This window comes from Coprococcus sp. RTP21428st1_C9_RTP21428_210409 (assembly GCF_040227395.1).
Classification (GTDB): Bacteria; Bacillota; Clostridia; order Lachnospirales; family Lachnospiraceae; genus Coprococcus; species Coprococcus aceti.
In genome coordinates this window covers 1-25,401 of the sequence record NZ_JBEHVV010000014.1, presented here as the reverse complement: position 1 = coordinate 25,401, position 25,401 = coordinate 1, and the positions used below count along the sequence as shown (strand labels likewise).

Genomic DNA, 25,401 nt, shown 5'->3' with positions numbered 1-25,401 from the left:
AGGAGCGGACTATGAATTTTTATATTTTGACACTTTTCCCCGAGATGGTTATGAATGGACTTTCAACGAGTATCACGGGAAGGGCCATAGAGTCGGGAAAACTTCATATAGAAGCTATAAATATAAGACATTACACCCAGGATAAACACAATCATGTGGATGATTACCCATATGGGGGAGGCGCAGGCATGGTCATGCAGGCGCAGCCTGTGTATGATGCATACACGGCACTGGTGGAGAAGCTTGGCAGAAAACCATGGGTCATATATATGACTCCGCAGGGAAGAACCTTCAATCAGGGTATTGCACAGGAGCTCTCGGAGAAGGAGGACATAGTTCTTCTGTGTGGCCATTACGAGGGAATAGATGAGAGGGTCCTTGAGATGATAGTCGATGACTATATGTCCATAGGCGATTTTGTGCTGACTGGCGGAGAACTTCCAGCCATGGCTATCGTGGATGCTGTGTCTCGTCTTGTTCCAGGGGTTCTGAATAACGAGGACAGTGCTGAGATAGAGACTTTTTATAACAATCTGCTTGAGTATCCGCAGTATACCAGACCTCCTGAATTCATGGGGAAGAAGGTCCCGGATGTACTGCTTTCGGGCAACCATAAGCTCATAAATGAGTGGCGACTTGAACAGTCTATCACCAGGACGAAGGAGCACAGGCCAGACATGTACGAGAAGTATATGATCGAGAATCCTCCTAAGGAGAAAAAGAAACGAAGAAAATAGCAGGTTGCCACCTGTGGTCTTAAGGTGGTATACTAAGAGATGGCAGAATTCGAGGTTATTCGAATTCTGCCATAACCTTGTGGAGACGCGACTGCAGGGCATACACAAATACAAGGAAGAACAAGGAGACAAAAGATTATGAAACGCAGATTACTTATGACTATGATGGCTATGGTTCTTGCATTCTCATTTACAGGATGTGGAAACAAGAAGGCAGACGAGACGACGGCAACCACAGAGGCTGCATCAGAGGTGAAGGATGAGTTCATCAAGTTTGTTGGAACAGATATCCCTAAGATGGATACAGAGGAAGCGGAGATCATGAAGAAGTTCAACTCATATTTTGCTGAGGGAACTGCTGTTGATACAGATGCTCTGCTCAAGGATTTGACAGACAATCTGCTTCCAAATTATAAGACATTTCTTGACGACATACAGGCTATAGAAGTCAAGACCGACGAGGTGAAGGCGCTCAAGGATCAGTATTATGATGCCATGAATGCACAGTATGAGGCTATGCAGAAGGTTGAGGCTGCTGTTAAGGATAAGAACAAGGACATCCAGACAGAGGCACAGAAGCTTCTCTCAGACGCCCAGAGCAAGTATACAGCATACAATGACGCGGTATATGCACTTGCCCAGAAGGAGAATGTAACGTTGAACGGCGAGATAGCAACAACTGCAACCAGTGAGGCAGGAAGCACAACAGAGGCCAACACAGAGGCTATAGATCCAAGCGAGGCCATGACAGATGAGGTTGAGACAACAGAGGCAGCGCAGTAGTATTTAAGATATAGAAGAATATTTTGAAAAGCAGTGGATACATGAGTGTGTTCACTGCTTTTTTGCTGTGGTATACTGTAAAAAATATGCTCAGTTCACATTTTTTACAAATATCAATGTTATATTGAGATAAATTGGATATTATTCTATATGTGGAGGTACGATATGGATTCAATAAAGGTTCTTATGGTTGATGATGAGAGCAGAATGAGGAAGCTTGTCAAGGACTTCCTCACAAGAGAGGGGTATATGGTTCTTGAGGCCGGAGATGGTGAACAGGCCCTGGATATATTCATGAATGACAAGAATATATCTCTTGTAATACTTGATGTCATGATGCCTAAGATGGACGGATGGGAGACTCTTAAGGAGATAAGAAAGTTCTCACAGGTTCCGGTTATCATGCTTACCGCGAAGGCAGATGAACGCGATGAGCTCCAGGGCTTTGATCTGGGAGTAGATGAGTACATAACGAAGCCGTTCAGTCCCAAGATACTTGTTGCCAGAGTTGCAGCGATACTCAGAAGAACAACGGATGCCGCTTCAGATGAGAAGCTTGTAGCCGGAGGTATTGAGATGAATCTGTCGGCTCATGTGGTGACGATAGATGGCAAGCCGGTTGAGCTCAGCTTCAAGGAGTTCGAGCTGCTTCAGTATTTTATCACGAACAAGGGCGTGGCATTGTCGAGAGAGAAGATACTCAACAATGTATGGAACTATGATTACTTTGGCGATGCCAGAACCATAGACACGCATGTCAAGAAGCTCAGAAGCAAGATGGGAGATAAGGGCGAATATATCAAGACTATATGGGGAATGGGCTATAAATTCGAGGTAGAGTGATGAAGAAATCAAAAAGGACATCGATCAGGACCAAGATAACGTTGTCTCTGGTTGCGACCATACTTATCATGGTGGTTATGTCGTGTGCTATAACCATGATCTTTATCAAGAAGTATTTCTATCACAGCATGGAACAGATGCTGCTGGATACATACAATTCCTGCAATGAACTGTTCGGACGGGATGAGGATATAGACAGTAAAGAGCTGGCGAATGATGTGATCAATCAGTCAGGTGCGATGATATTTATCTTTGACAGTGTGAATATGCATGTGTACACGACGGTTAACGAGGAGGCTGCGGTATATAACAATCTGTCATTTATAGCAGACTACTTCAATTACAGCGGTGGAAAGAATCCGGACAATCCGAAGATAAAGAGAAAGCAGATTGAGAAGACAGATAAATATGATATACAGATCACAAATGACAGGAATACAGGCAACAGCTATTATGACGTTGTCGGATTCCTTGACAATGGTTTTGTTGTCATCATCAGAAAACCTATTTCCAGTGTGGACTCAACGATAGTTACATCTTTGAAGTTCTTTTTATTGGTGTTCTCAGTGGTGGCACTGCTTGGATTTGTGATGGTTTATTTTATAAGCAATGCGGTTGCAAAGCCGATAAAGAATCTTGCGTCGGTTGCCAATCGTATGGCACAGCTTGATCTCGATGTGAAGGTGGATCACGCATCCAACGATGAGATTGGTGAGCTGGCGGACAGTATGAACGAGATGTCATATCAGCTGAGAAACACGCTGACAGAGCTTCAACAGGCAAATGCTAAGCTGCAGACGGATATTGATGAGAAGGTACAGATAGATGAGATGAGGAAGGAGTTCCTGTCCCATGTGTCCCATGAACTCAAGACTCCTATAGCTCTCATACAGGGATACGCCGAGGGCCTTAAGGACAATGTTATAGAGGATGATGAGAGCAAGGAGTTTTACTGTGATGTCATTCTGGACGAAGCTGGCAAGATGAATAAGCTTGTCAGACAGTTACTTGATCTGAATGAGCTTGAATTTGGAGTGGACAGGGTTCATCCTGTGGTATTTGACATAGATGCACTCATAAAGAATGTAGTGGATTCATCATCCATTCTGGTGGAGCAGAACCATGCGGAAGTTGAGCTGGCGGATGAGCTGAATGATGTGTGCAACGTATATGCAGATGAGTTCATGATAGAGCAGGTATTCACCAATTATTTTACAAATGCACTTCATTACTGCAACGATGGAGGCAAGGTCAGAGTGTGGACGGCGAATAAGGACTATGATCAGCCGAGAAGGACTGAGGATGGACTCGTCACAGGCAACTTGAGAGTATTTGTATATGATGAGGGACCGAACATTCCTGACGATGAGCTTGATAAGGTATTCATTAAGTTCTACAAGGTGGACAAGGCGAGGACGAGAGAGTATGGTGGAAGCGGTATTGGACTTTCTATAGTTGCGGCGTCCATGGCGGCTCACAACAAGAACTATGGTGTTTACAATGTGGAGAATGGAGTGGTATTCTACTTCGACCTTGATATCATACAGCAGGATGATGGCGAACCGGAAATGATACCGGAGAATAGCGCAGATAACACGTCAGAACAATAAATACTTTGCAAGGAGGAAACTTTTAGGCTATAATTCTAAGGGTTTCCTTTTTCTGTTGGATTCTGGCATCTGCAAATATATTTATAAAATGGGAGAAGATTATGTCATATAGTGCAAAAAACATTGAGGTGTTAAAGGGACTTGAGCCGGTAAGACTGAGACCGGGAATGTACATCGGCAACACAGGGCGAAGCGGACTGAACCACCTCATACAGGAGCTTATAGACAACTCGGTGGATGAGCATCTGGCGGGGTATTGCAACAATATATGGGTGAGCATCAACGAGGATGGCTCGGCAACCGTGTCTGACGATGGACGAGGCGTTCCTGTCGATATACATGAGCAGGAGGGAATTCCTGCGGAGCGTGTTGTATACACAGTGTTGCATGCAGGTGGCAAGTTTAACAGCTCCACCTACAAGATAAGCGGCGGACTTCACGGAGTAGGTTCTGCAGTTGTAAATGCACTGTCTAACAAGCTTATAGTAGATGTTGCCAGGGATGGCTACCTTTATCACGATACATACGAGAAGGGAATACCGACAACTGAACTTGTTGACGGTATGCTTCCAAAGACAAAACTCAAGGAAAAGAGAACAGGTACGACGGTAACACTCTATCCTGATGATACAATATTTGAGACAGTAAAGTTCAAGGCGGACGCCATCAAGCAAAGGATTAAAGAGACAGCATATCTGAATCCGAATCTTACGATCACATTCCAGAACAAGAGGGATGGCGAGGAGCCTATAGTGTTCCATCAGCCAGGGGGACTTGCAGCATTTGTTGAGGATATATCCCAGGGACTCACACATACATCACCGGTTGTCGCCATATCGGGTGAGAAGGACGGAATCGCCGCAGATATCGTATTTCTGATGACGGAGGACGGCGAGGAGAATATCATAGGATTTACCAACAATATCACGAATCCTGAAGGTGGAACCCATGTGACAGGATTCAAGTCAGCATTTGCCAAGCTTATCAATAATTATGCGAGAAATGAGCTTGGAACTCTGAAAGAGAAGGATTCCAATCTGACAGGTGCAGATATAAGATCTGGCATGCAGGCTATCATATCCGTGAAGCATCCGGATCCTCAGTTCGAGGGACAGACTAAGACAAAGCTTTCCAACACGGACGTGTCAAAGGCCATCGACGATATCGTGAAGGAACAGCTCACAGTTTATTTTGACAGAAATTATGATGTGCTGAAGGATATAGTGGACAGGGCGGTGGCTCTCTCCAAGAGAAAGGCGCTTGAGAAGTCCAAGATCAATATAAACAAGTTTTCATTTGAGGGAAATGGCAAGCTTGCAAAGCAGGAGTCCTCAGATTCGTCTAAATGCGAGATATTCATAGTCGAGGGAGATTCGGCGGGAGGCTCAGCCAAGACCGCGAGAAACAGAAAGTATCAGGCAATACTTCCACTTAGAGGTAAGATACTCAACGTGGAGAAGAAGCCTGTTGCAAAGGTGCTTGAGAATGCCGAGATCAAAGCACTCATCAATGCATTTGGCTGTGGCTTCATGCAGGGATACGGCAATGATTTCGATATAAGCAAGCTGAATTACGACAAGATAATCATCATGACTGATGCCGATGTGGATGGTGCCCACATAGCGACACTTCTGCTTACATTCTTCTATAGATTTTACCCTGACCTTATCAGCGAGGGACATATATACATAGCTATTCCGCCTCTCTACAGAGTTGGCGAGGGCAAGAACATCAAATATCTGTACTCAGATGATGAGCTTGCAAAGTACAGAAAGACACACACGAACAAGTTCACGATCCAGAGATACAAGGGACTCGGTGAGATGGATGCAGACCAGCTCTATGAGACGACCATGAACCCTGAGACAAGACTTTTAAAGCAGGTATCAGTGAACAGCCGTGTTGAGGCAAATCAGCTCACACAGACGCTCATGGGAACTGAGGTTGCGCCTAGAAGAGAGTACATAGAGACACACAGTGCAGATGCGGTGCTAGATATATAAAAGTGATATTTGGGAATGCTTAGCAGCGCGTTTTCACAGTTTGTATTATGAAAGGGATAGATCATGTCGGAAAAGATATTAAATGTAGATTATGAGAGCGAGATGGGACAGTCCTATGTGGATTATTCCATGTCGGTTATAACAGAGAGAGCGCTCCCAGATGTAAGGGATGGATTAAAGCCTGTCCAGAGAAGGATACTTTACTCACTGGATGGTCTTGCAGGCTCCGACAAGCCACACAGAAAATGTGCGAGAATAGTCGGAGATACAATGGGTAAATATCATCCACACGGAGATAGTTCCATATATGAAGGACTTGTAAATATGGCACAGAACTGGAAACTGCCGATACCACTTGTTGACCCACACGGCAACTTTGGCGCGGTGGACGGTTCCGGTGCGGCTGCCATGCGATACACTGAGGCGCGTATATCTAAGTACACAGAGGATGTGTGCATGAAGGATCTTCCGTTCTTCAAGGATCAGTTCATACCAAACTTTGACGGAACGGAGACAGAGCCGACTTTCCTGCCTTTCCAGGTGCCAAATATCCTGGTGAGCGGTTCAACCGGTATAGCAGTAGGTATGGCGACAAATATTCCTACACACAATCTCGGTGAGGTCATAGACGCAACTGTTGCATATCTGAATGATCCTGAGATAGAGCTTGAGGACCTGTTAAAACTCATGCCGGGACCTGATTTTGCCACAGGTGGAATCATCAATGCCACACCTGAGGAACTGTACAATGTGTATGCCACAGGACTTGGCAAGATCAAGGTGCGCGGTAAGGTAGAGGTCAGGGATATCGGATACGGAAGAAAGAGTATCTGTGTCACAGAGCTTCCATATACCATGATCGGAGGCACCGCCAAGTTCCTCGATACTGTTGCAGAGCTTGTCAGGAACAGAGAACTTCCAGCTGTCGTGGATATTGCGGACAGAGGAGACAAGAACGGTGAATGTCTGTGTATCGATGTGAAGAAGGGAACTTCTGATGAGGAGATACAGAACATTATCAATATATTATATAAGAAGGCAGCCCTTGAGGATACATTTGGCGTGAATATCAACTGCATCAACAACGGCAAGCCGGAGGTAATGGGACTCAAGAAGATACTGAAGGTGTACACAGATTTCAAGTACGGTCTGTATGACACGAAGTACAGAAAGCTTCTTGCACAGCAGGAGGAGATCAGAGAGATCAAGATGGGACTCCTCACAGCTGTCGATTGCATAGACCTGATCATAGAGATACTCCGCGGAAGTACAAAGGTTGCAGATGCCAAGGCGTGTCTCATGCACGGCGATACATCAAACGTTAAGTTCAGATTCAAGGGCTCAGAGGCGGATGCAAAGTTCCTGTGTTTCACAGAGAAACAGGCGGATGCGATACTTGCCATGAGACTTCAGAAGCTCATAGGTCTGGAGATCAATGCTCTCAAGAAAGAGCTGGCAGACGCAGAGAAGCTCATCAAGAAGTATACAAGGCTCATGGAGTCCAGGGATGCCATGAAGCAGCAGATGATAGATGACATGCTTGAGATCAAGGCCAAGTATGCTATACCTAGAAGAACACAGATCCATGACTATGGAACTGTTGTTGTGAAGAAGGCTGAGGTTGTGGCTACAGATGTGGCTGTACTTCTTGATAGATTCTATTACATCAAGGTCGTAGATGCAAATGTATACGAGAAGAACATAGAGCAGATCACGAAGGACTACAGATTCGCGGTTAAGTGTCAGAATCTTGACAGGATAGCGGTATTTGCCGACAATAATCAGGTGTATACCATCAAGGTCGCCGACATCATCAAGCTTCAGGCGAAGAAGAACACCAGCAAGAAGGGCGGCGGAAGCCTCATAGGACGTCTTGCCGACAAGGGAATCCAGGTGTTCGAGTTCTGCAACATGAACGGTGACGAGAATATCCTGTTCATGGACTGCATAGAGCATTTTGTGACTGACAAGTTGCTGTTCGTCAGCAGGCAGGGCCTTGCCAAGGTTGTTGACGGCTCCGCATTTGACACCACAAGGCGTGCTGCAAATGCTTCAAAAGTCGGTGATGATATAATTTACATAGGTAAATTCTCTGATGGAGATTTTATTATTGCACAGTCAGAAAAAGGATATTACATAAGAGTTGATATCTCCGAGATTCCTGAAAAGGGCAAGGGCGCAGCGGGAGTCAAGCTCATCAACTTAGAGGGTGACGATGTCCTTGAGTCGGTATTTGTGGGAAGCACGAAGGATAACTTCAAGGTTGGCGACAACGAGATAATCTTCACCAGAGTTAAGCCGGGTAAGCGCGGCGGCAAGGGAAGTAAGCTGAGGTTCTAATACATTGCATGCATGAGCAGAATATCTATTATAATATAGGCATAAGATAATACAGATACTTGACGTACGGTTTTCTGTACGGTACAATATAAGTACAGAAAGCTGTACGTGAATCTGAGGAGGTGTTCTTATGTTAGCTGTTAATTATACAAACTTACGCGATAATATGAAAAAGTATATGGATAAAGTTACAGATGATTATGAAACAATGATTGTAACTCGTAAGGATAATAAAAATGTTGTTATGCTGTCTGAAGAGGCATATAATAACCTGATGGAAAATGTGTATGTAATGGGAAATAAAGCCAATTATGATTGGTTAATGGAATCAAAAGCACAGCTTGAAAAAGGAAACTTTGCTGTTCATGATCTGACGGAGGTATCTGCGGATGAATAAGGTCTTTACTGATAATGGTTGGAAAGACTATGTTTATTGGCAGACGGAAGACAGAAAGACATTAAAGAAAATAAATAGTCTTATAGAAGATATATGCAGAAATGGAAATGAAGGCATTGGCAAGCCTGAACCATTAACTGGAAATCTGACTGGTTTCTGGAGCAGACGAGTAAATGATAAAGACAGAATAATATATAAGATCGATGATGATAACGTATATATTCTTGCTTGCAGATATCACTACAGTGACAGATAGAAGTTTTGTGCCAGTGGGAAGAGATATAATATAGATCAAAATATGTTAGACTTGAAAGGACAGAGACAGATGATTTCAATTTTGGATTACGATGCAGGTAACATAAAGAGTGTTGAGAAGGCAGTGCAGTATCTGGGTGAGGAGGCTGTCATCACAAGAGACAGAGATGTGATCATGGCGAGCGACAAGGTGATACTTCCGGGAGTTGGTAGTTTCGGAGATGCCATGAATAAGATCAGGGAGTATGGTCTTGAGAACGTCATCTATGATGTTGTGGATGCAGACAAGCCATTCCTCGGAATATGCCTTGGTCTTCAGCTCCTCTTCAAGACCAGCGAGGAGTCACCGGAGGCAACAGGACTTGGAATCCTGGACGGTGAGATACTCCGTATACCGGATGCGCCGGGACTTAAGATACCGCAGATAGGATGGAATAATCTTGAGATAAATCCAAATGCAAGACTTTTCAAGGGACTTCCAGAGAACCCATATGTCTACTTCGTTCATTCATATTATCTGAAGGCTAAGAATCCGGAGGATGTAGCAGCGTCCACATTCTACTCAACTCAGATCCATGCCTCCGTGGAGCACGGCAATGTATTTGCATGTCAGTTCCATCCTGAGAAGAGCTCAGAGGTTGGACTTAAGATACTGAAGAATTTTATAGAGCTGGAGGTGTAGGACATGCATACAAAGAGAATAATACCTTGTCTTGATGTGAAGAACGGACGAGTTGTAAAGGGCGTAAATTTCGTAAATCTTATAGATGCCGGGGATCCGGTTGCCGTCGGTGCAGCGTATGACAAGGCGGGCGCTGATGAGCTTGTTTTCCTTGACATAACAGCTTCATCAGACCAGAGAAATATAGTTGTCGACATGGTAAGAAGAGTTGCTGAGACTATCTTCATTCCGTTTACAGTCGGCGGCGGAATAAGAACTGTCGATGACATTAAGGCAATACTCCGTGAGGGCGCAGACAAGATATCCGTGAACTCGGCAGCCATAGACAATCCGACGCTTATAGCTGATGCCGCTGACAAGTTTGGCAGCCAGTGCGTAGTCTTAGCAATAGATGCCAAGAGACGTGATGATGGTTCAGGCTGGAACATATACAAGCACGGCGGCAGAATCGACTGTGGAATAGATGCAGTTGAGTGGGCCATGAAGGCCGCAGAGCTTGGAGCTGGAGAGATATTACTTACCAGCATGGACTGCGATGGAACAAAGGCTGGGTATGACATAGAACTCACCAGAACCATAGCAGACAACGTGAACATCCCGGTTATAGCTTCAGGCGGTGCGGGAACAAAGGATCATTTCTACGACGCCCTGACAGAGGGCGGTGCGGATGCAGCCCTTGCGGCATCTCTGTTCCACTATAAAGAACTTGAGATAGGAGATCTGAAGAGATACCTTCAGGACAAGGGAATTCCTATGAGACTGTAGCGATTTCTATATCAATCTCACGACACAGAATGATCGGAATGGATACCTATTCAGAGATTATTTTCCTAAAAATATATATGATAGAAGAAATAAAGATACAAAATTTTCCTAAGACAAGGTTAAATCATCAAAAAGGGAGAAATATGAGGTAAATATTTGATGATTTATCCCTTTTTGATCGAAAAAGGCTTGTTTAGGAAAATTTTGTATCTTTTGCTTTTTAATATGGCTTATTAGGAAAAATTACTGTTCGATATATGTTGCATTTCCGTCAGCGGCGCTGCCGGATGTATCTGAAAGGTCATCATCCAGGTAAGGATTGCCTGTGTCAACACCCTCAGCATGCAGGGCGTCATTAAGCCATGGGTCGCTGTAGTCTTCAACGTTCATGTTGTTAAATACATATTTCCCATTCTTGTCAAAGAAGAGCTCTGCCCATCCGCAGCTCTCAGGTGTACCGCCTATGAGGATGACGCTGTGTGAGCCGTCCGCATTCTTGATCTCATGACGGAAATATTTGTCAGGACCGCACTGGTCGGTGATATCTTTTTTTGTATTTCCGAGAACAAGGTAGAGACGACCATTTTCAACTTTCGTGTAACCGTTGACATCATCTGTAGATATTGTGAACTGTATGGAGTTTCCCTCGCTGTTTTCCTCGTATGTCACCTCGGTGCCATTTGCCAGGTGGAATGTCTGCTTTATGTAGTCGATGGCTGCTGAGACGGTTGTCCTTGTCGCCGGGATGCACAGTAGGATTGCGCACACAGTGGCGGCAATGGCTGAATACTTTCCTATGCGGATGAGCTTTCGTCCAGATCTGCCAGTCTGGGACTGCTCAGCAAGCTTTGCGCGTATAACATCCTTGTTTTCCTGAGACATAGTCACATTATCCATAGTTTTAGTGTACAAGTCTGTAAATTTGCTGTCATCAGAATCATCAGACGTGTTATATGTATTTGAGTTTTGGAAATCATCAATATCGCTGATCTTGTCTTTGTTTGTCATATGTTATTCCTCCTTCAATATTTCTTTTAATTCTTTTCGTCCCCGGGATACTCTCATTGAAACTGCAGATGGTGACAGGTGAAGTATCTTTGCAATTTCTCCAAATGTATATCCCTCATAGTAGTGCAGATAAAGAACAGTGCGGTATGAGTCAGGGAGTTTCCCCAGAGCCTCGTACATGGATTGCTCTTCAATATTGAATCCGCTGACGATAGAGTCGCTGCTCAGTTCCTCGTAGCTGCTGCTTAGACGGTTCGCTGCGGATTTTAGATGATTCCTGCACATATTTGCCGTCATCGTGAGCAGATATGATTTTTCTTTGCCCTTTGATATATGTGGGCTTTTTTCTATAAGTTTTGTATATACATTCTGAACAATGTCCTCAGAGTCCGCTGTGTTGCCTAAAAAGCTCATAGCGAGACGGAATACGTTGTTCGAGTATGTATCATATAACTCCAGCAGCTGCTGCTGTTTCAAGATTTATCACCTCCGTAGTTTGTTTATATGAGAATACGTGAGAAATGAATTTCTGCAATTCTCTCATTTGAGATCTCATATATAAAACAATCCAGAACATCAAAATAGCACACAGGTTTGGAAAAATCCATAAACATTTATAATCATCTGAAAACATGTCGTAAATATTACGAGACAAATATATACATAGCTATAATAAGAAACAGTGAAGCAGAAAAAAGTTTATCAGACATGCATCGCCTGCCATTTGCATGGCTGGTGTTCAAAAACAAGGAGGCATGAAAATGAAATTTGAAAATTGTAAAGAGTATTGCAGCCTAAAAAATAATAAGGAAAATATCAGGAAGCTCATGAAGGAATTTGACTGTGAGGCAAGTGGAAAAAGTAATTTGATCAGACCGCTGGTGACTGATGAGAATGGCAGATTTGATGAGAAAAAAGCGGAGAAGCTGATAACAGAGCTCGTGGAAGACATGGACCGATATGGATATAGGTACAAGATGTGGTTGGGGCACATAACAGCGGAAAATGCACTCCCGGAACAGAAGAGCTTTTGCAGATATGTGAGAATGTATCTGTATCTTGCGATAAGAATGTCTTTATTGGATTTTTCCCAATACGGATTCCTGATGGATAACCTTCCAAATGGTTCATTTGATAATCTGCTCTCAGGCTGTATTGATTTTGAATCAAATAATGATAAGGATACGCTGCTTTTTGAGTATATTGTGGATGGCTGGATAGGTGATGCAGGTATTATATCATGGTGTGTTTTTGCATTTGACTACTCGCATCCTGACAATAAGCCTGACTGGATGTCCGATAAGGTTTATAAAAGGATGCAGGAGATTGAAGAAGAAATGTTTGAAGACTTGGATTCGAATGATATGGAAGAACTGAATGACATGGAGGACATGGAGGACATGGAGGACATGGAGGACGTGGAAGACTTGGGTGATATGGATGACTTCGATATTGATGATATTGATATTGTGGAGCCGATATATGATAATCTGGATGCTGACGAGTTTGTGGATGAGGGATTTTTACAGGATGGTCATGATTCGGATGAAAGTAAAACCATCGTCTCTGTGTGTGACCAGATGGAAGATTCGGATAAGGTTTGCAGTTGTTTTGCCAGTTTTTTGGATATGATATATTCTGATGAGGTGCCGTATAGTTATCTGTCACAGATGAGAAAAGCTGTGGAGGGAATGCTTGACACGTACATGTGGGATCATGGGCTGTCGATATACAGCAGTATGGATAGTCTAAAAAGATCGAAGCTTTATCTGGAAAAAGCAGCCGAGAAGACTGCGTATCTCAATGCACAGAGAAAAAACCGGCTATGATAACTATATGATGTTATTGAAACATTAAGTGAATATATATTATACTTTACATGATGTAGGAGAAAGGAGTCTGCCATGTCGGTTATAAATTTAAGAGAGTACATGAAAAGAGTATATACTGAATTAGAAAATTACATAGAAGGACTTTCCGAAGAGGAGAGAGTCAGATTTGTTACAGAGTTCCATGATATGTTCGATTCGGGAACTGCGGATTATGATGATGAGCATATAACCGCATTATATGTTATGAAGTATGCAAGAGCATATGGATTCCAGTTTTCAAGAGCCTACGCAGATATATTTGCAGATATGAATAACCCTGAAAGTATAAAGGCGGTAAGCATAGGCTGTGGCACAGGTATTGACTATTGGGGAATGTCCTATGCAGCGAGAGTGCTGGGCGAAGCACCGGAAAGTAAGCTTGATTACACCGGAATTGACCCGGTATGCTGGCCGTACAGGATCACGGAAGCGGCTGACATGCCGGAGCAGGACATGGTGAGATACAATGAGATTACATCTGGTATACATGATGAAAAAGGATCAGGTCATCCAGATTTGTTTCATGAGCCGGCGGATGAAATAAAATCATGCACGGACTTTAATGAGTATCTGGGTTATATGGAAAATAGACCAGGAGAACCTCTAAGCGATATTTATTTCTTCCCTCATTCCACGAAGGAGGTATGTATTCACACTGTGCCCAATGAGGTGGAGGACAGGTCGCTATACAATACATATCAGGCTATGTCAAGATTTGCCCACATAATACACTCAAGGATAAAGGACAAGCCGGTATACGTTGCATTCACATACAGACAGGTCCCAACTGACGATGGAGTGTGCAGAGAGCAGAATGAATCATATGATATCCGCTATGGAACATACCTTAGAACCTGTCTCATTGAGAGAGGAATGAACGTGGAGCTGCTGCAGCCAATGCACTGTGAGCAGAGGTATGGACACGATCTGGAAATCTGTGAGAGCCCGGAGAGTAACAGAGGCTGTTATTTTACATATGACGAGTTTCATAGTTATGTGGGGGCACCGGATACCCCGGACAAGATATGGCTTTTTGGACGTGACGATGATGACTCATTTGACAGTATATTTTATGGCAGTAAAAAGATATGCGACAGAGACAGATGGAACGAGCTTACAAATGTCAGTGATAAGATACACAATTATCCGATGGACAGCACAAATGGAATATGCTATCAGGTTTTTAAGATAACAAGAGGGAAGGCTGACAACAGGGAACTTACCGATAAAAATCTAGTTCTGGATATACTTGAAGAAACCATGAGAGGGTTTACATTCTGGAGTGGATTCTCGCAGGATATTTATAAATTTGCAAAAAATATGTATATGTATCCGTGGACTGTTCATGAAAAAGCTATCAAGCTTATTGCCGATACGACCGGATATGTACCTGACAGTGTACGTGGGCTTCAGGAGGTATTCAGTATTGATAATATCTTTAAGGGACTGATAGCCGATGGCTGTATAGAGCAGTTTTAGGAAGCTGACGGAAGACTGCGGTATGGCATAACTCCAAATGGCGAAAATTGTGGACTCTATGACAAGGATGGCAGGATAATGGCCAAGTCATTTGCGAGAAGAATGATATTTGCAAATATGATCTGTGGAAGATATGTCAAATTTGAAGGAATCAAGAAGCAGATAACGATGGAAGATACAAGGGGAATTTTAAAATTATGATAGTTAGTGCCAGCAGAAGAACAGATATTCCGACATTTTATTCGGAATGGTTCTACAACAGAATAAAGGAGGGATTCCTGTATGTCAGGAATCCCATGAACGCTCATCAGATAAGCAGGATTGATCTGTCACCGGATGTGGTGGACTGCATTGTGTTCTGGACAAAGAATCCGATACCGATGCTTCCAAGACTTGATGAGCTTGAGGCATACAAATATTACTTTCAGTTTACTCTGACAGGATATGGCAAAGACATGGAGGCTAATCTTCCGGATAAGAAGCAAAAGCTCATTCCGGCTTTCCGGCAGCTTTCGGCAAAGATTGGAAAAAAGCGCGTCATATGGAGGTACGATCCTATCGTATTAACACACAAGTACACACCGGAGTATCACATAAAAGCATTTACCCAGATCGCAGAGGCGCTTGACGGATGTACTGAGAAGTGTGTCATAAGCTTTGTCGACATATATGCCAAGAACAAGAAGAACATGGAAGCAGTGGACAGATATGAGATGAGTCATGATGAGCTTGAGGCATTTGCAAAGACCATCGCCGACATAGCAAGGAGCCACGGTATGGTGGTTGCGACATGTGCGGAGGTCATAGACCTTGAAAAATGCGGAATTGAGCATAACTGCTGCATAGATAAGAAGCTCATCGAGGAGATCATAGGCTGTGATATAAAGGTGTCAAAGGATAAGGTGCAGCGCCCGGAGTGTGGATGTATGGAGAGCGTGGAGATAGGCTCATACAACACGTGTTTAAACGGCTGCAGATACTGTTATGCCAACTATTCTGAGGCTGCGGTGAAATCAAACTGTGCATGCTACGATCCAAGATCGCCTCTCCTGTGCGGAACTGTTGGTGAGTTAGACAAGATCACAGAGCGCAAAGTGAAATCCCTTAAGGAGACGCAGATGAGCTTAAGGTTTGATGACGTAGATTAATCTCGCAATCATTTCAAAAGATTAGTTTAATAGTTAGGTTGATAGAGAATTTGCCTATTATTATATAGAAAGAAGAGGTCGTGATCGCTTTGAGAATATCGGACAAAGAGTGGAAAAATATAGAATTCCGCAAGAATAAGTTTCGGGAGCTGGAATCGGCTCTGGATCAGGCTGTAAGCGGAAGAGACAACAAAGTCTCATCATTTCTGTTGGGGTGTCTGGCAGATGGAGAAACGGGAAAAGCTGCGGCTGTGGAAAAACTTGTAAATGAGCTGGTAAAATCCATGGACAGCTATGGTATAAGAAACAGACTGTGGATAGAGAGTGACGAAACGATAAAAGATAATGGGCTTTCGGATGATGACTTTTGCAAAATGAAAGCGACAGAAGAAAAAGCTTCGGAAGAGAAAATTCCATGTATGCCGACAAGATTCAAAGAATTTATACATGATTATCTCTACTGCATGATACTGCTCATGACAAGCGAGATGGAGTGGGTTGAACAGATCTATGCTGAACCGTATGCCGATTCATTTCAGCAGCTTTACCTTCATGCCAAAAGAGTGAGAGAGTTTTCTGTAAGACCAATCGAGAAAAAATATGATGAGCTCTGGGGGGAGGCTTATTTTGGCGTCAGAGGAGCATCTGGTCTGTTTGAAATATTCAGCATGGCATATGAGTCGATTACCGGGAAAGATATCGGAGACAGCCTTACCCAGAGCATGAAGGATGGACTTGATACGTACTGTCAGGAACAGATGCAGATGTATGATGAGTTTCTGGATGAGGCTGAAGATAATGCTATGACCGACGAAGAGATAGAAGAGGCTATTAGTGAATATGTGGATGTTGAAGAAGATCCGGATATGGCAGAGCTTAACAGATATTTCGATGAGCTGGCAGTCAGATGGGATGAAAGCGAGAAGCGGTTCAGGCAGGAATTTCCTGACACTGAAGGGTTCTGTGCCAGATATATGAAGCTCCGTGAGCTTTTTTATACGGATGAATCCAGGGATATCAGGTATCCGCTTACGATATTTGATATCCTGGTGGAGGGCATGCTGGATGTATTCCTTGGCAGACGTGGGATGACTCTTTATACTGATGCAGATAATTGCGCAAGGGCATACATCAGTATAAAGAAGCAGATAGATGCGATAAAGAAGCTTCGGGAGGAGGCATAGGAAGTGGCTGGTTTCAGAGAAGATTTTTATGCCAGGATAGGACGTGATTACCATGAGAATATGGAGAATTCTTTCTTATACGGATATGTAAAAACTAAAAGAGAGAACAATCTAAGACTTTGCTTGAAGGAGGAATATTACTGTCTGGCAGACACTGCGGCAAGCAGAAAAAAGTATGTCCGTTTCCTTGTGAAAGCGCTGCTTTCTGATAAAAGCCTTTCAGCTTCATTGGAGAAGATAAACAGCCTCCAGAAACTGCTGGACAGCATATCATTTGCGGCAGAGGGGTTGGATGAAGCATCCAGACTTGCGATGAGGTCAGAACTTGAAACAGAGCTGGAAGCGGTAAAGCATGCGGAGGGCAAGTCGTGTGGAGACAGACTGAGGATGCTTGATAAGTATATGGACAAATGCCAGGCATCAGAGTCAGTTATAGGTATAGATGCAGATATAGAGAGTCTTAGACATATCTCATCCGAACTGCTCGACTCATTCGAGTTTGATGGTGAGAAGAAGAATCCGTATGTGGAGCTCATGTCGTCTTACCTGGATTTTTATTATGGTATTATATCGGGCTCAGGATACGTCAGAAGATTGCTGGAATTCTGGTCAGGAAGCAGCAAATATATTCCTGACAAGAAAGCGCTGTCGCATTTTATAGAATTTGGTAAGAGAACATTTGGGAAAGATGTATTTGATGGCTGCGGGCGGGCTGCGGTAAGGCTTGAAAAACTGCGGCAGATTGGAAAGACAGATCGTGCAGGATTTGACATGGCAGCGGATATGTTCTTTGATACAGAATTTCTTGATAAGCTCACGGAGAACCTGCAGAGAGACATATTAACCATTGATGTGAATACATTGCTTTATGACGCAGGCTTTTCAAATGGAGGCAGGCCCCGCAAGAAGGATAAAAGTATGGACATAATGGATGCGTATTTCAGATATGTGGGGGATAATCCATTTTCTGGCGGTACAGGCTATGTTGAAATCCCCGGCGGTTATACGACATGGGATGAATATTACAATGCGTGTGATAATGTCCGCGACAGACTGAATTCGGATAGGAGAGCATCTGCTTATCAGAATGTCTTTATGCCGATGTGGATTGATAATGATACAGGCGGCGGAATATTCCTAATAGGCAAAAGGCAGTTTGCGGAGAATGCCGATGTGAGGCTTGCCAGCAACTGTGAGTTCGGCGTGGTATATTTCTACGGAACAGATGGCGGAAGTGCATTTGAATTTTCGGCGTTTCAGGAAGGCACCTTTGATGAAAATGTGTTCCCTGGTATGTCAGAGGCGGTGAGTTGGTTTAGAAATTATGATTATAAGGCTGACTCTATGGAGGAGTACAGGCGGTATAATGGGGATGCCCCGGCAGGCTGTCCGGAGGTTTTCCTTAAGTATTTCAAAGGCTATGACAATGTAAAAGCAGAGGTGGCAGATATATCTGGCGAAGTGACAGGAAACTCTGCATTATATGGAGATGTTGATGAGTCAGATATAAGAGATACGCTTGAAGCGTTCGACAGGGAACAGGAGGAGAAAGAAAGAAAAAAACGGCTGAGAATGACATTTCAAAGCCCAAAAATAAAATAGCTGCATTGGTTTATAGGCCATCAATCTGTATTGGCACAGATTGGTGGCTTTTCTTCGTAAATTTTACGAGCTTAAATATTGCTGTAGTTATACTGTGTTTATCAAATAAAGAATATCCCATGTGGCACAGACAGTGAGCTGTTTCGTGGAGCAAGACGAAAGGAGAAAATGCATATGAAGATCGACAATATGAGAGAACTTTACGAGGAATTACTTAGAGCAACATCAAATGGATACAGAAACAGAAGCATTGCAAATCCGGCAGTAGATTTCACAAAGAAAGCAAAGGCCGGGGACTTTGATGAGATGTCCGACGAAGAGTATTACCAGGCGCTTGATAAAGTAAATGAATTAAATGATGTATGGCAGCATCGGCCAAGCGGTCAGATTGGTGAACTGCTTTTTACTGCACTTGAGAATCTTACACTTAGCGACAGTGACGTGGAGGACATGGCAGCGACATTGCTTTGTGCTTATGAGCGTTCAAGTAAAGAGCATATCCCCTGTGATGCAAAAGCGGCGGATAGAAATGAAAGAACAGCCGGATATGCTGCTTCCAAGGAGATAGACAGCGATAATCCATCCAAAACAAAGACACAGTCTGATAAAAGAAGCACTGATGCAAAAGGAATATTGAGCTCGCCGGCGAAGATATATGAATATCTTGACCGCAGAGTGTACGGCCAGAAGGAGGCAAAGCGTGCCGCTGCCATGCTCCTCTGGAACCATGTGAATGGCAGGAGGCAGAATGTACTCTTTGCAGGCCCTACCGGCTGTGGCAAGACAGAGATATTCAGGCAGCTCGCAAAGCTATATCCGAACATAGTGATCCACAATGCCACCTCTCTGACGGGCGCGGGCTGGAAGGGCAATACGAAGGTTCGAAACCTGTTCGACGGTGTGGATCAGGATAAGATGAGCCATCTGATCATCGTTCTCGATGAGGCCGACAAGATGTTTGAGGACGCGGACGACAGACATTACAGCTACATAGTCCAGAATGAACTGCTGAAGGTCCTGGAGGGGGACATGGTTCATTTTGATGGCAATCCGTCGAACAGTGAACCAGCTCTTGATATAGATACATCAAATGTAAGTTTTGTGTTCCTGGGTTCCTTCGATTCCATGGTCAGAGCGAAGGAGGTGGCTGTGAATAAGAGCAGGGCTATAGGTTTTGGTGCAGTATCGTCTGACGAGTCATTTGACGGATACAGGAGTACATTCACTCAGGAAGATCTTGTACAGTATGCAAATGTGAGATGTGAAATAGCGGGGCGCATAGGGAATATAGTTCAGCTCAGGGAGATGACTGAGGATGACTTCTACGCCATATTAAATGACAAAAGAATAAGTCCTGTCAGAAAGCTTTCTGATTACTATGGCGTTAAGCTTAAGATGTCAGAGACAGCAAAACATAAGCTGGCAAAGGAAGCTGCGGAGAATGGGATGGGAGTTCGATTTATTCATTCACAGATACAGAGAAGACTTGATTATGAGCTTTTCGAGAATTGTGACAGAAAGGAATATGTCATAGCCTGACCATTGAGTCATAAATAAATAAAATATAAAAAAACCTGAAGCAGTAAGATATTGACTGCTTCAGGTCCTTTTTTAATGTGTTTAAATTGTTATATATAGATATTTTATTTCTTCATATTCTTATTTGCCGCTGCAAGCATGAGCTTGATTCTGTTTACCTGATTGACCTCAGATGCACCAGGATCATAGTCGACTGCCACGATGTTTGCCTCAGGATATGCCTCACGCAGATGCTTGATAACACCCTTGCCCACGATGTGGTTTGGAAGACATGCAAATGGCTGTGCGCACACGATGTTCGGAGCACCGCTCTTTATGAGCTCTATCATCTCACCTGTAAGGAACCATCCCTCACCGTTCTGGTTTCCTATGGATACGATTGGTCTTGCATAGGCAGCAAGCTTTTCGATATGGGCAGGAGCCTCGAATCGCTTACTCTTTTCAAGAGCATCCCTTGCAGGTTTTCTGAAGGATTCCAGAACCTTTATAACAGTGTTGCTGACTATGGCTCCCTTCTTGGTCTTGCCAAGGAACTCATAGTTGTAATTGTTGTTGTAGAAGCAGTACATGAAGAAGTCCAGGAGATCTGGCATAACAGCCTCTGCTCCCTCTGCTTCCAGCAGGTCAACTAAGTGGTTGTTGGCTGATGGCAGGAACTTTACAAGTATCTCTCCAACAATTCCGACTCTAGGCTTCTTGATATCAAGGAGTGGAAGAGTATCGAAGTCGTGGACGATTCCCTGTATATTCTTCTTGAATACTGCGTTGCTTCCGGTCTTTGTAAGGCTCTCCAGACAAACCTTCTTCCATTTCTCATGGAGTGCATTTGCCGAACCCTTTTCCTTCTCGTAAGGTCTTGTCCTGTACAGACATCTCATGAATACATCACCGTATATCAGAGCCTGCATTGCACGCTTTACGACCTTGTAGCTTATCTTGAAACCTGAGTTCTTCTCAAAGCCCTGGGCTGACAGTGCTATTACAGGTATCTGACCGTAGCCTGCCTTGGAGAGGGCACGTCTGATAAATCCTACATAGTTTGTTGCACGGCATCCGCCTCCTGTCTGGCTCATGATGACAGCCAGCTTGTTCACATCGTACTTTCCTGAAGTGATGGCGCTCATCATCTGTCCGACAACGATCAGAGATGGATAACATGCGTCGTTGTTTACATATTTCAGACCAACATCTATCGTCTCCTTGGTTGCATCCGGCAGGATCTCAATGTTGATTCCCATGCACTTGAATGCAGGTGCAAGAAGATCGAAATGGATAGGAGACATCTGAGGTGCAAGAACTGTATAGTCCTTCTTCATCTCCTTGGTAAATTCTATTCTGTTGATGGCACTGCTTGACGGACATGTCTTGTAGTGCTGTTCATGTCTTGAGTTGACCGCGCTTATTAGGGATCTGATTCTGATCCTTGCTGCACCCAAGTTGCTGACCTCATCGATCTTGAGGACAGTGTATATCTTGCCTGACTTGGTAAGTATATCGTTGACACAGTCAGTTGTTACAGCGTCCAGACCACAGCCGAATGAGTTGAGCTGTATGAGCTCTAAGTTGTCACAGGTCTTGACGTAGTTGGCTGCCTTGTACAGTCTTGAGTGGTACATCCACTGGTCGGAGACAATAAGAGGTCTCTCGACCTTGCCAAGGTGTGCGACTGAATCCTCGGTAAATACAGCAATCTTGTATGAGTTGATGAGCTCTGGGAGACCATGGTTGATCTCAGGGTCCAGATGATATGGACGACCAGCCAGAACTATGCCGAGCATATCGTGTTCATCAATGTATCTGAGAGTTTCTTCGCCCTTAGCACGCACATCCTCCTTGACCTTCTCTGCCTCTGCGTACGCCGCATGTATGGCGCTTCCAATCTCGTCCATTGTCACATCATAGTACTTGGACATCTCACGGTACATACGTTTTACGAGAGCTTCCTCGTTGTCCAGGGCCACAAATGGTCTAATGAATGTTATGTCGTCAGCCTTGAGTTCCTCCATGTTGTTCTTGATGTTCTCTGCATAAGAAGCAACGATAGGACAGTTGTAGTGATTGTTTGCCTCAGGAGTCTCGTTCATTTCATATGGTACACATGGGTAGAAGATGGACTTGATTCCATTTTTCAGCAGCCACATAACGTGTCCGTGTGAGATCTTGGCAGGGTAACACTCTGACTCACTAGGTATGGATTCGATACCCAGGCTGTATATGTTTCTCGATGACTTTGGAGACAGTACAACTGAGAATCCAAGCTTTGTGAGGAATGTGTGCCAGAAAGGATAGTTCTCGTACATGTTGAGTACACGAGGAACACCTATCACGCCACGCTTTGCCTCCTCAGGTTTAAGTGACTCATAGCCAAATATTCTTCCAAGCTTATATTCAAAGAGGTTAGGAATGTTGTCTGCGTTCTTCTTCAGACCGACACCCTTCTCACATCTGTTTCCGGTGATGAACCTCTTGCCGTTTGAGAATTTGTTTATTGTAAGGAGACAGTTGTTTGTACATCCTTTACATCTTGTCATGGAGCTCTCATATGTGAGCTTTCTTATCTCCTCGATAGGGAGCATAGTCGTGACAAATCCCTCTTTGTACTTGTTCCTAGCGATGAGGGCAGCACCAAAAGCACCCATGATACCTGAGATGTCAGGTCTTATGGCTGTTCTTCCTGATATGACCTCAAAACTCTTTAAGACTGCATCGTTGTAGAAGGTACCACCCTGTACCACGATGTTTTTTCCGAGATCCTTTGGATCCGTGAGCTTTATAACCTTGAGCAGGGCATTTTTGATGACGGAGTAGGCAAGTCCGGCGGATATATCAGCCACGGATGCGCCCTCCTTCTGCGCCTGCTTAACCTTTGAATTCATGAAAACGGTACATCTTGAACCGAGGTCTATAGGTGTTCTCGCTGTGATGGCGATGTGCGCAAAATCTGCTATGTCATAGTTCAGTGACTTCGCAAATGTCTCTATGAATGATCCACATCCTGATGAACAGGCCTCGTTCAACATAACGTTATCTACAACGCCGTTCTTGATCTTGATACACTTCATATCCTGACCGCCGATATCAAGAATGCAGTCGACCTCAGGGTCGAAGAATGCTGCGGCTGTGTAGTGGGCTATTGTCTCAACCTCACCGAAATCCAGAGAGAGAGCCTGCTTGATAAGAGCCTCACCGTAACCAGTAGAACATGAGCCTGCGATCACTGCGCCCTCAGGAAGCTTGCTGTATATATCCTTTATAGCTCTGATGGTGGTGTTAAGTGGACTTCCGTTGTTGCTGCTGTAGAAGTCGTAGAGCAGTTCACCGTCAGAACCGACAAGTGCAACCTTTGTGGTGGTTGAACCGGCATCGACACCGATGAAACAGTTTCCTTTATATGTTGCGAGATCACCGCGCTTTACGGCGTACTTGTTGTGATCTGCCTTGAATTTCTCGTAATCTTCATCGCTCTCAAAGAGTGGCGCAAGTCTCTCTACACCTGAGGAGAGGTTGAGCTCCTGTGAGAGTGCATGTATAAGCTCTGAAAGTGTCATGGATACCTCAGGCTTGGAGTTCATGGCGGCACCTACGGCTGCAAACAGATGTGAGTGTCCCGGATCTATGATGGCATCACCTGTCAGGTTAAGAGTTCTGATAAATGCATTCTTCAGCTCCGGGAGGAAGTGAAGAGGACCGCCCAGGAATGCAACATTGCCCTTGATAGGTTTACCACATGCAAGACCGGATATAGTCTGGTTGACAACGGCCTGGAATATGGAAGCGGCCAGGTTTGGCTTTGTAGCTCCCTCGTTGATGAGTGGCTGTATATCTGTCTTGGCAAATACACCACATCTTGCAGCGATAGGGTAGATGGTATCGTAATCCTTTGCATAGTCGTTAAGACCTGATGCATCGGTCTGCAGAAGTGTAGCCATCTGGTCGATGAATGAGCCTGTACCTCCGGCACAGACACCATTCATACGCTGCTCTATTCCGTTTGTAAAATATATGATCTTGGCATCCTCACCGCCGAGCTCTATGGCAACGTCGGTCTGTGGTGCATAGTCCTGCAGTGCCTCTGATACACAGACTACCTCCTGTGTAAATGGCACACCGATGAGCTGGGCGAGAGCCAGTCCACCTGAACCGGTTATACATGGATTGACCTCGTTCTCGCCGAGGGCATCCTTTGCTTCCTGTACAAGATCTTTAAGTGTTTCTTTGATATTTGCAAAATGTCTTTTGTAATCGGAGAAAAGTATCTTGTTGTCCTTGTCAAGGACAGCAACCTTAACTGTTGTTGATCCAATATCAATTCCTAATGTGTACATAAAACAACCCTTCCAATTTCTTTTGTGTGTTGAATGTGTTTGATTTCGACATTTCTGCCGATAAAGCTACTTTATTATAGTGTAGCGTTTGAAAAAATACAATGACTTTATAAAAACTTAACCATTACCAGAAAATGTAAAAATAAAAGTTTTTTGCAGGTAACTATATCATCGGAGGTGAATATATTATAAAAAAGCCTTTCAGGGGTAAGCTATGAATTTTGATACCTGTAACGGAGTTATCCATGTAGTGAAGAGAGGGGACACACTGTATAAGCTGTCCAGGATATACAAGGTAAAGCTCAGCGACATCATATCAGCAAACCCGTACATCAACGTATACAATATGCAGCCGGGGGATGAAGTGTGTATTCCCGTGATCATGGAGGAAGATTTTCTTATATATACAGTGCAGGATGGAGATACATTTGAGGATGTCCTTAAGAATACCGGAGTATCTCCGGATGATCTGTTCAAATTCAATCCGGATCTCTACAAGATGGCCCTTGCCGCGGACATGGAGATAAAGTATGTGGACTTTCAGAAGTAGATGGATGCACATGGCTGTATGATATCTGTCCTGGCTGCCGGTTTATAGCTGGCAGCTATTTTGCTGTTATCCGCCAGGTTAGAAAAACTTAATTATTCTACTGTTGTAAACTCATTTTTTATATTATATAATTCAAAAGGTGTAGTTTAAAAAAGTATGACAGGAGTTTTTCTATGAATATAATAAGTAAGATCGAGAAGAAGTTTGGCAGATACTCCATTCGAAACCTCACATTATACCTCATCATAGGCTACGGTATAGGATATCTGTTGTTCATGTT

At 43.9% G+C, this 25,401-nt stretch carries 21 protein-coding genes; 18 read left to right on the top strand and 3 right to left on the bottom strand.

Features of this window, described 5'->3' with window-relative positions:
- Positions 1-11 precede the first annotated feature (11 nt).
- The 10 genes from trmD (at position 12) to hisF (ending at position 10,415) form a co-directional block, all read left to right on the top strand.
- Complete coding sequence (gene trmD, locus ABUA34_RS04560; RefSeq protein ID WP_349822913.1) at positions 12-737, top strand: tRNA (guanosine(37)-N1)-methyltransferase TrmD; 726 nt, start codon at positions 12-14, stop codon at positions 735-737.
- Between the two features lie 138 nt (positions 738-875).
- Complete coding sequence (locus ABUA34_RS04555; protein WP_055144623.1) at positions 876-1,520, top strand: hypothetical protein; 645 nt, start codon at positions 876-878, stop codon at positions 1,518-1,520.
- Positions 1,521-1,685: 165 nt separating this feature from the next.
- The gene (locus ABUA34_RS04550; protein ID WP_022216567.1) at positions 1,686-2,363 is read left to right on the top strand and encodes a response regulator transcription factor; all 678 of its coding nucleotides are present in this window, start codon (positions 1,686-1,688) and stop codon (positions 2,361-2,363) included.
- Complete coding sequence (locus ABUA34_RS04545) at positions 2,363-3,973, top strand: sensor histidine kinase (protein ID WP_349822912.1); 1,611 nt, start codon at positions 2,363-2,365, stop codon at positions 3,971-3,973. Before ABUA34_RS04550 ends, ABUA34_RS04545 begins: the two co-directional genes overlap by 1 nt.
- 101 nt (positions 3,974-4,074) lie before the next feature.
- Positions 4,075-5,976, top strand: a complete 1,902-nt coding sequence (locus tag ABUA34_RS04540; RefSeq protein ID WP_022216565.1) for a DNA gyrase/topoisomerase IV subunit B — start codon at positions 4,075-4,077, stop codon at positions 5,974-5,976.
- 63 nt (positions 5,977-6,039) lie between these two features.
- On the top strand, positions 6,040-8,316 hold the full coding sequence (locus ABUA34_RS04535; RefSeq protein WP_055279995.1) for a DNA gyrase subunit A: 2,277 nt from the start codon (positions 6,040-6,042) through the stop codon (positions 8,314-8,316).
- Between the two features lie 130 nt (positions 8,317-8,446).
- Positions 8,447-8,713 carry a type II toxin-antitoxin system Phd/YefM family antitoxin gene (locus ABUA34_RS04530; protein ID WP_022216563.1) on the top strand — a complete coding sequence of 89 codons (267 nt, stop codon included), beginning with the start codon at positions 8,447-8,449 and terminating at the stop codon, positions 8,711-8,713.
- A complete protein-coding gene (locus ABUA34_RS04525; protein WP_055273462.1) occupies positions 8,706-8,969 on the top strand; it encodes a Txe/YoeB family addiction module toxin in 264 nt (87 codons plus the stop codon). The genes ABUA34_RS04530 and ABUA34_RS04525 overlap by 8 nt, the downstream gene beginning before the upstream one ends.
- Positions 8,970-9,038: 69 nt before the next feature.
- Complete coding sequence (gene hisH / locus ABUA34_RS04520; protein WP_055222847.1) at positions 9,039-9,650, top strand: imidazole glycerol phosphate synthase subunit HisH; 612 nt, start codon at positions 9,039-9,041, stop codon at positions 9,648-9,650.
- Between the two features lie 3 nt (positions 9,651-9,653).
- Entirely contained in the window at positions 9,654-10,415 is a 762-nt protein-coding gene (gene hisF / locus ABUA34_RS04515; protein ID WP_055222526.1) for an imidazole glycerol phosphate synthase subunit HisF, read from the top strand.
- 243 nt (positions 10,416-10,658) lie between these two features.
- Here the strand turns inward: hisF and ABUA34_RS04510 are convergent, their stop codons facing one another.
- Both ABUA34_RS04510 and ABUA34_RS04505 read right to left on the bottom strand, forming a co-directional pair.
- Entirely contained in the window at positions 10,659-11,423 is a 765-nt protein-coding gene (locus ABUA34_RS04510; RefSeq protein WP_349822911.1) for a hypothetical protein, read from the bottom strand.
- A 3-nt stretch (positions 11,424-11,426) separates the two neighbouring features.
- Complete coding sequence (locus ABUA34_RS04505) at positions 11,427-11,900, bottom strand: RNA polymerase sigma factor (RefSeq protein WP_004851201.1); 474 nt, start codon at positions 11,898-11,900, stop codon at positions 11,427-11,429.
- Between the two features lie 284 nt (positions 11,901-12,184).
- Between ABUA34_RS04505 and ABUA34_RS04500 the strand changes: the two genes are divergently transcribed.
- From ABUA34_RS04500 to ABUA34_RS04470, 7 genes are all read left to right on the top strand, one after another.
- A complete protein-coding gene (locus ABUA34_RS04500) occupies positions 12,185-13,252 on the top strand; it encodes a hypothetical protein (protein WP_349822910.1) in 1,068 nt (355 codons plus the stop codon).
- 102 nt (positions 13,253-13,354) lie between these two features.
- On the top strand, positions 13,355-14,773 hold the full coding sequence (locus tag ABUA34_RS04495) for a hypothetical protein (RefSeq protein WP_349822909.1): 1,419 nt from the start codon (positions 13,355-13,357) through the stop codon (positions 14,771-14,773).
- 78 nt (positions 14,774-14,851) lie between these two features.
- The gene (locus tag ABUA34_RS04490) at positions 14,852-14,974 is read left to right on the top strand and encodes a hypothetical protein (protein ID WP_349822908.1); all 123 of its coding nucleotides are present in this window, start codon (positions 14,852-14,854) and stop codon (positions 14,972-14,974) included.
- Entirely contained in the window at positions 14,971-15,921 is a 951-nt protein-coding gene (locus ABUA34_RS04485; RefSeq protein WP_022216556.1) for a DUF1848 domain-containing protein, read from the top strand. The genes ABUA34_RS04490 and ABUA34_RS04485 overlap by 4 nt, the downstream gene beginning before the upstream one ends.
- Before the next feature lie 89 nt (positions 15,922-16,010).
- The gene (locus tag ABUA34_RS04480; protein ID WP_349822907.1) at positions 16,011-17,105 is read left to right on the top strand and encodes a hypothetical protein; all 1,095 of its coding nucleotides are present in this window, start codon (positions 16,011-16,013) and stop codon (positions 17,103-17,105) included.
- 3 nt (positions 17,106-17,108) lie between these two features.
- Complete coding sequence (locus ABUA34_RS04475) at positions 17,109-18,707, top strand: hypothetical protein (RefSeq protein WP_349822906.1); 1,599 nt, start codon at positions 17,109-17,111, stop codon at positions 18,705-18,707.
- A 174-nt stretch (positions 18,708-18,881) separates the two neighbouring features.
- Entirely contained in the window at positions 18,882-20,246 is a 1,365-nt protein-coding gene (locus ABUA34_RS04470) for an AAA family ATPase (protein ID WP_349822905.1), read from the top strand.
- 104 nt (positions 20,247-20,350) lie between these two features.
- On the opposite strand, the gene ABUA34_RS04465 is transcribed toward ABUA34_RS04470, so the two are convergent.
- On the bottom strand, positions 20,351-24,571 hold the full coding sequence (locus tag ABUA34_RS04465) for an acyl-CoA dehydratase activase-related protein (RefSeq protein ID WP_349822904.1): 4,221 nt from the start codon (positions 24,569-24,571) through the stop codon (positions 20,351-20,353).
- 214 nt (positions 24,572-24,785) lie between these two features.
- Here ABUA34_RS04465 and ABUA34_RS04460 point away from each other — a divergent pair, with 214 nt between their 5' ends.
- Complete coding sequence (locus ABUA34_RS04460; protein ID WP_022216550.1) at positions 24,786-25,121, top strand: LysM peptidoglycan-binding domain-containing protein; 336 nt, start codon at positions 24,786-24,788, stop codon at positions 25,119-25,121.
- The last annotated feature ends 280 nt before the right edge of the window (positions 25,122-25,401 follow it).

Excerpts from the sequence above, each read along its gene's own strand:
- ABUA34_RS04485 (WP_022216556.1), top strand. The coding sequence starts at position 14,971 with ATGATAGTTAGTGCCAGCAGAAGAACAGATATTCCGACATTTTATTCG.
- ABUA34_RS04530 (WP_022216563.1), top strand. The coding sequence starts at position 8,447 with ATGTTAGCTGTTAATTATACAAACTTACGCGATAATATGAAAAAGTAT.
- ABUA34_RS04510 (WP_349822911.1), bottom strand. The coding sequence starts at position 11,423 with ATGACAAACAAAGACAAGATCAGCGATATTGATGATTTCCAAAACTCA.
- ABUA34_RS04550 (WP_022216567.1), top strand. The coding sequence starts at position 1,686 with ATGGATTCAATAAAGGTTCTTATGGTTGATGATGAGAGCAGAATGAGG.
- ABUA34_RS04495 (WP_349822909.1), top strand. The coding sequence starts at position 13,355 with ATGAAAAGAGTATATACTGAATTAGAAAATTACATAGAAGGACTTTCC.
- ABUA34_RS04540 (WP_022216565.1), top strand. The coding sequence starts at position 4,075 with ATGTCATATAGTGCAAAAAACATTGAGGTGTTAAAGGGACTTGAGCCG.
- ABUA34_RS04470 (WP_349822905.1), top strand. The coding sequence starts at position 18,882 with ATGAAGATCGACAATATGAGAGAACTTTACGAGGAATTACTTAGAGCA.
- ABUA34_RS04465 (WP_349822904.1), bottom strand. The coding sequence starts at position 24,571 with ATGTACACATTAGGAATTGATATTGGATCAACAACAGTTAAGGTTGCT.
- ABUA34_RS04490 (WP_349822908.1), top strand. The coding sequence starts at position 14,852 with ATGGCCAAGTCATTTGCGAGAAGAATGATATTTGCAAATATGATCTGT.
- trmD (WP_349822913.1), top strand. The coding sequence starts at position 12 with ATGAATTTTTATATTTTGACACTTTTCCCCGAGATGGTTATGAATGGA.
- hisH (WP_055222847.1), top strand. The coding sequence starts at position 9,039 with ATGATTTCAATTTTGGATTACGATGCAGGTAACATAAAGAGTGTTGAG.
- ABUA34_RS04460 (WP_022216550.1), top strand. The coding sequence starts at position 24,786 with ATGAATTTTGATACCTGTAACGGAGTTATCCATGTAGTGAAGAGAGGG.
- ABUA34_RS04555 (WP_055144623.1), top strand. The coding sequence starts at position 876 with ATGAAACGCAGATTACTTATGACTATGATGGCTATGGTTCTTGCATTC.
- ABUA34_RS04525 (WP_055273462.1), top strand. The coding sequence starts at position 8,706 with ATGAATAAGGTCTTTACTGATAATGGTTGGAAAGACTATGTTTATTGG.
- hisF (WP_055222526.1), top strand. The coding sequence starts at position 9,654 with ATGCATACAAAGAGAATAATACCTTGTCTTGATGTGAAGAACGGACGA.
- ABUA34_RS04535 (WP_055279995.1), top strand. The coding sequence starts at position 6,040 with ATGTCGGAAAAGATATTAAATGTAGATTATGAGAGCGAGATGGGACAG.
- ABUA34_RS04545 (WP_349822912.1), top strand. The coding sequence starts at position 2,363 with ATGAAGAAATCAAAAAGGACATCGATCAGGACCAAGATAACGTTGTCT.
- ABUA34_RS04500 (WP_349822910.1), top strand. The coding sequence starts at position 12,185 with ATGAAATTTGAAAATTGTAAAGAGTATTGCAGCCTAAAAAATAATAAG.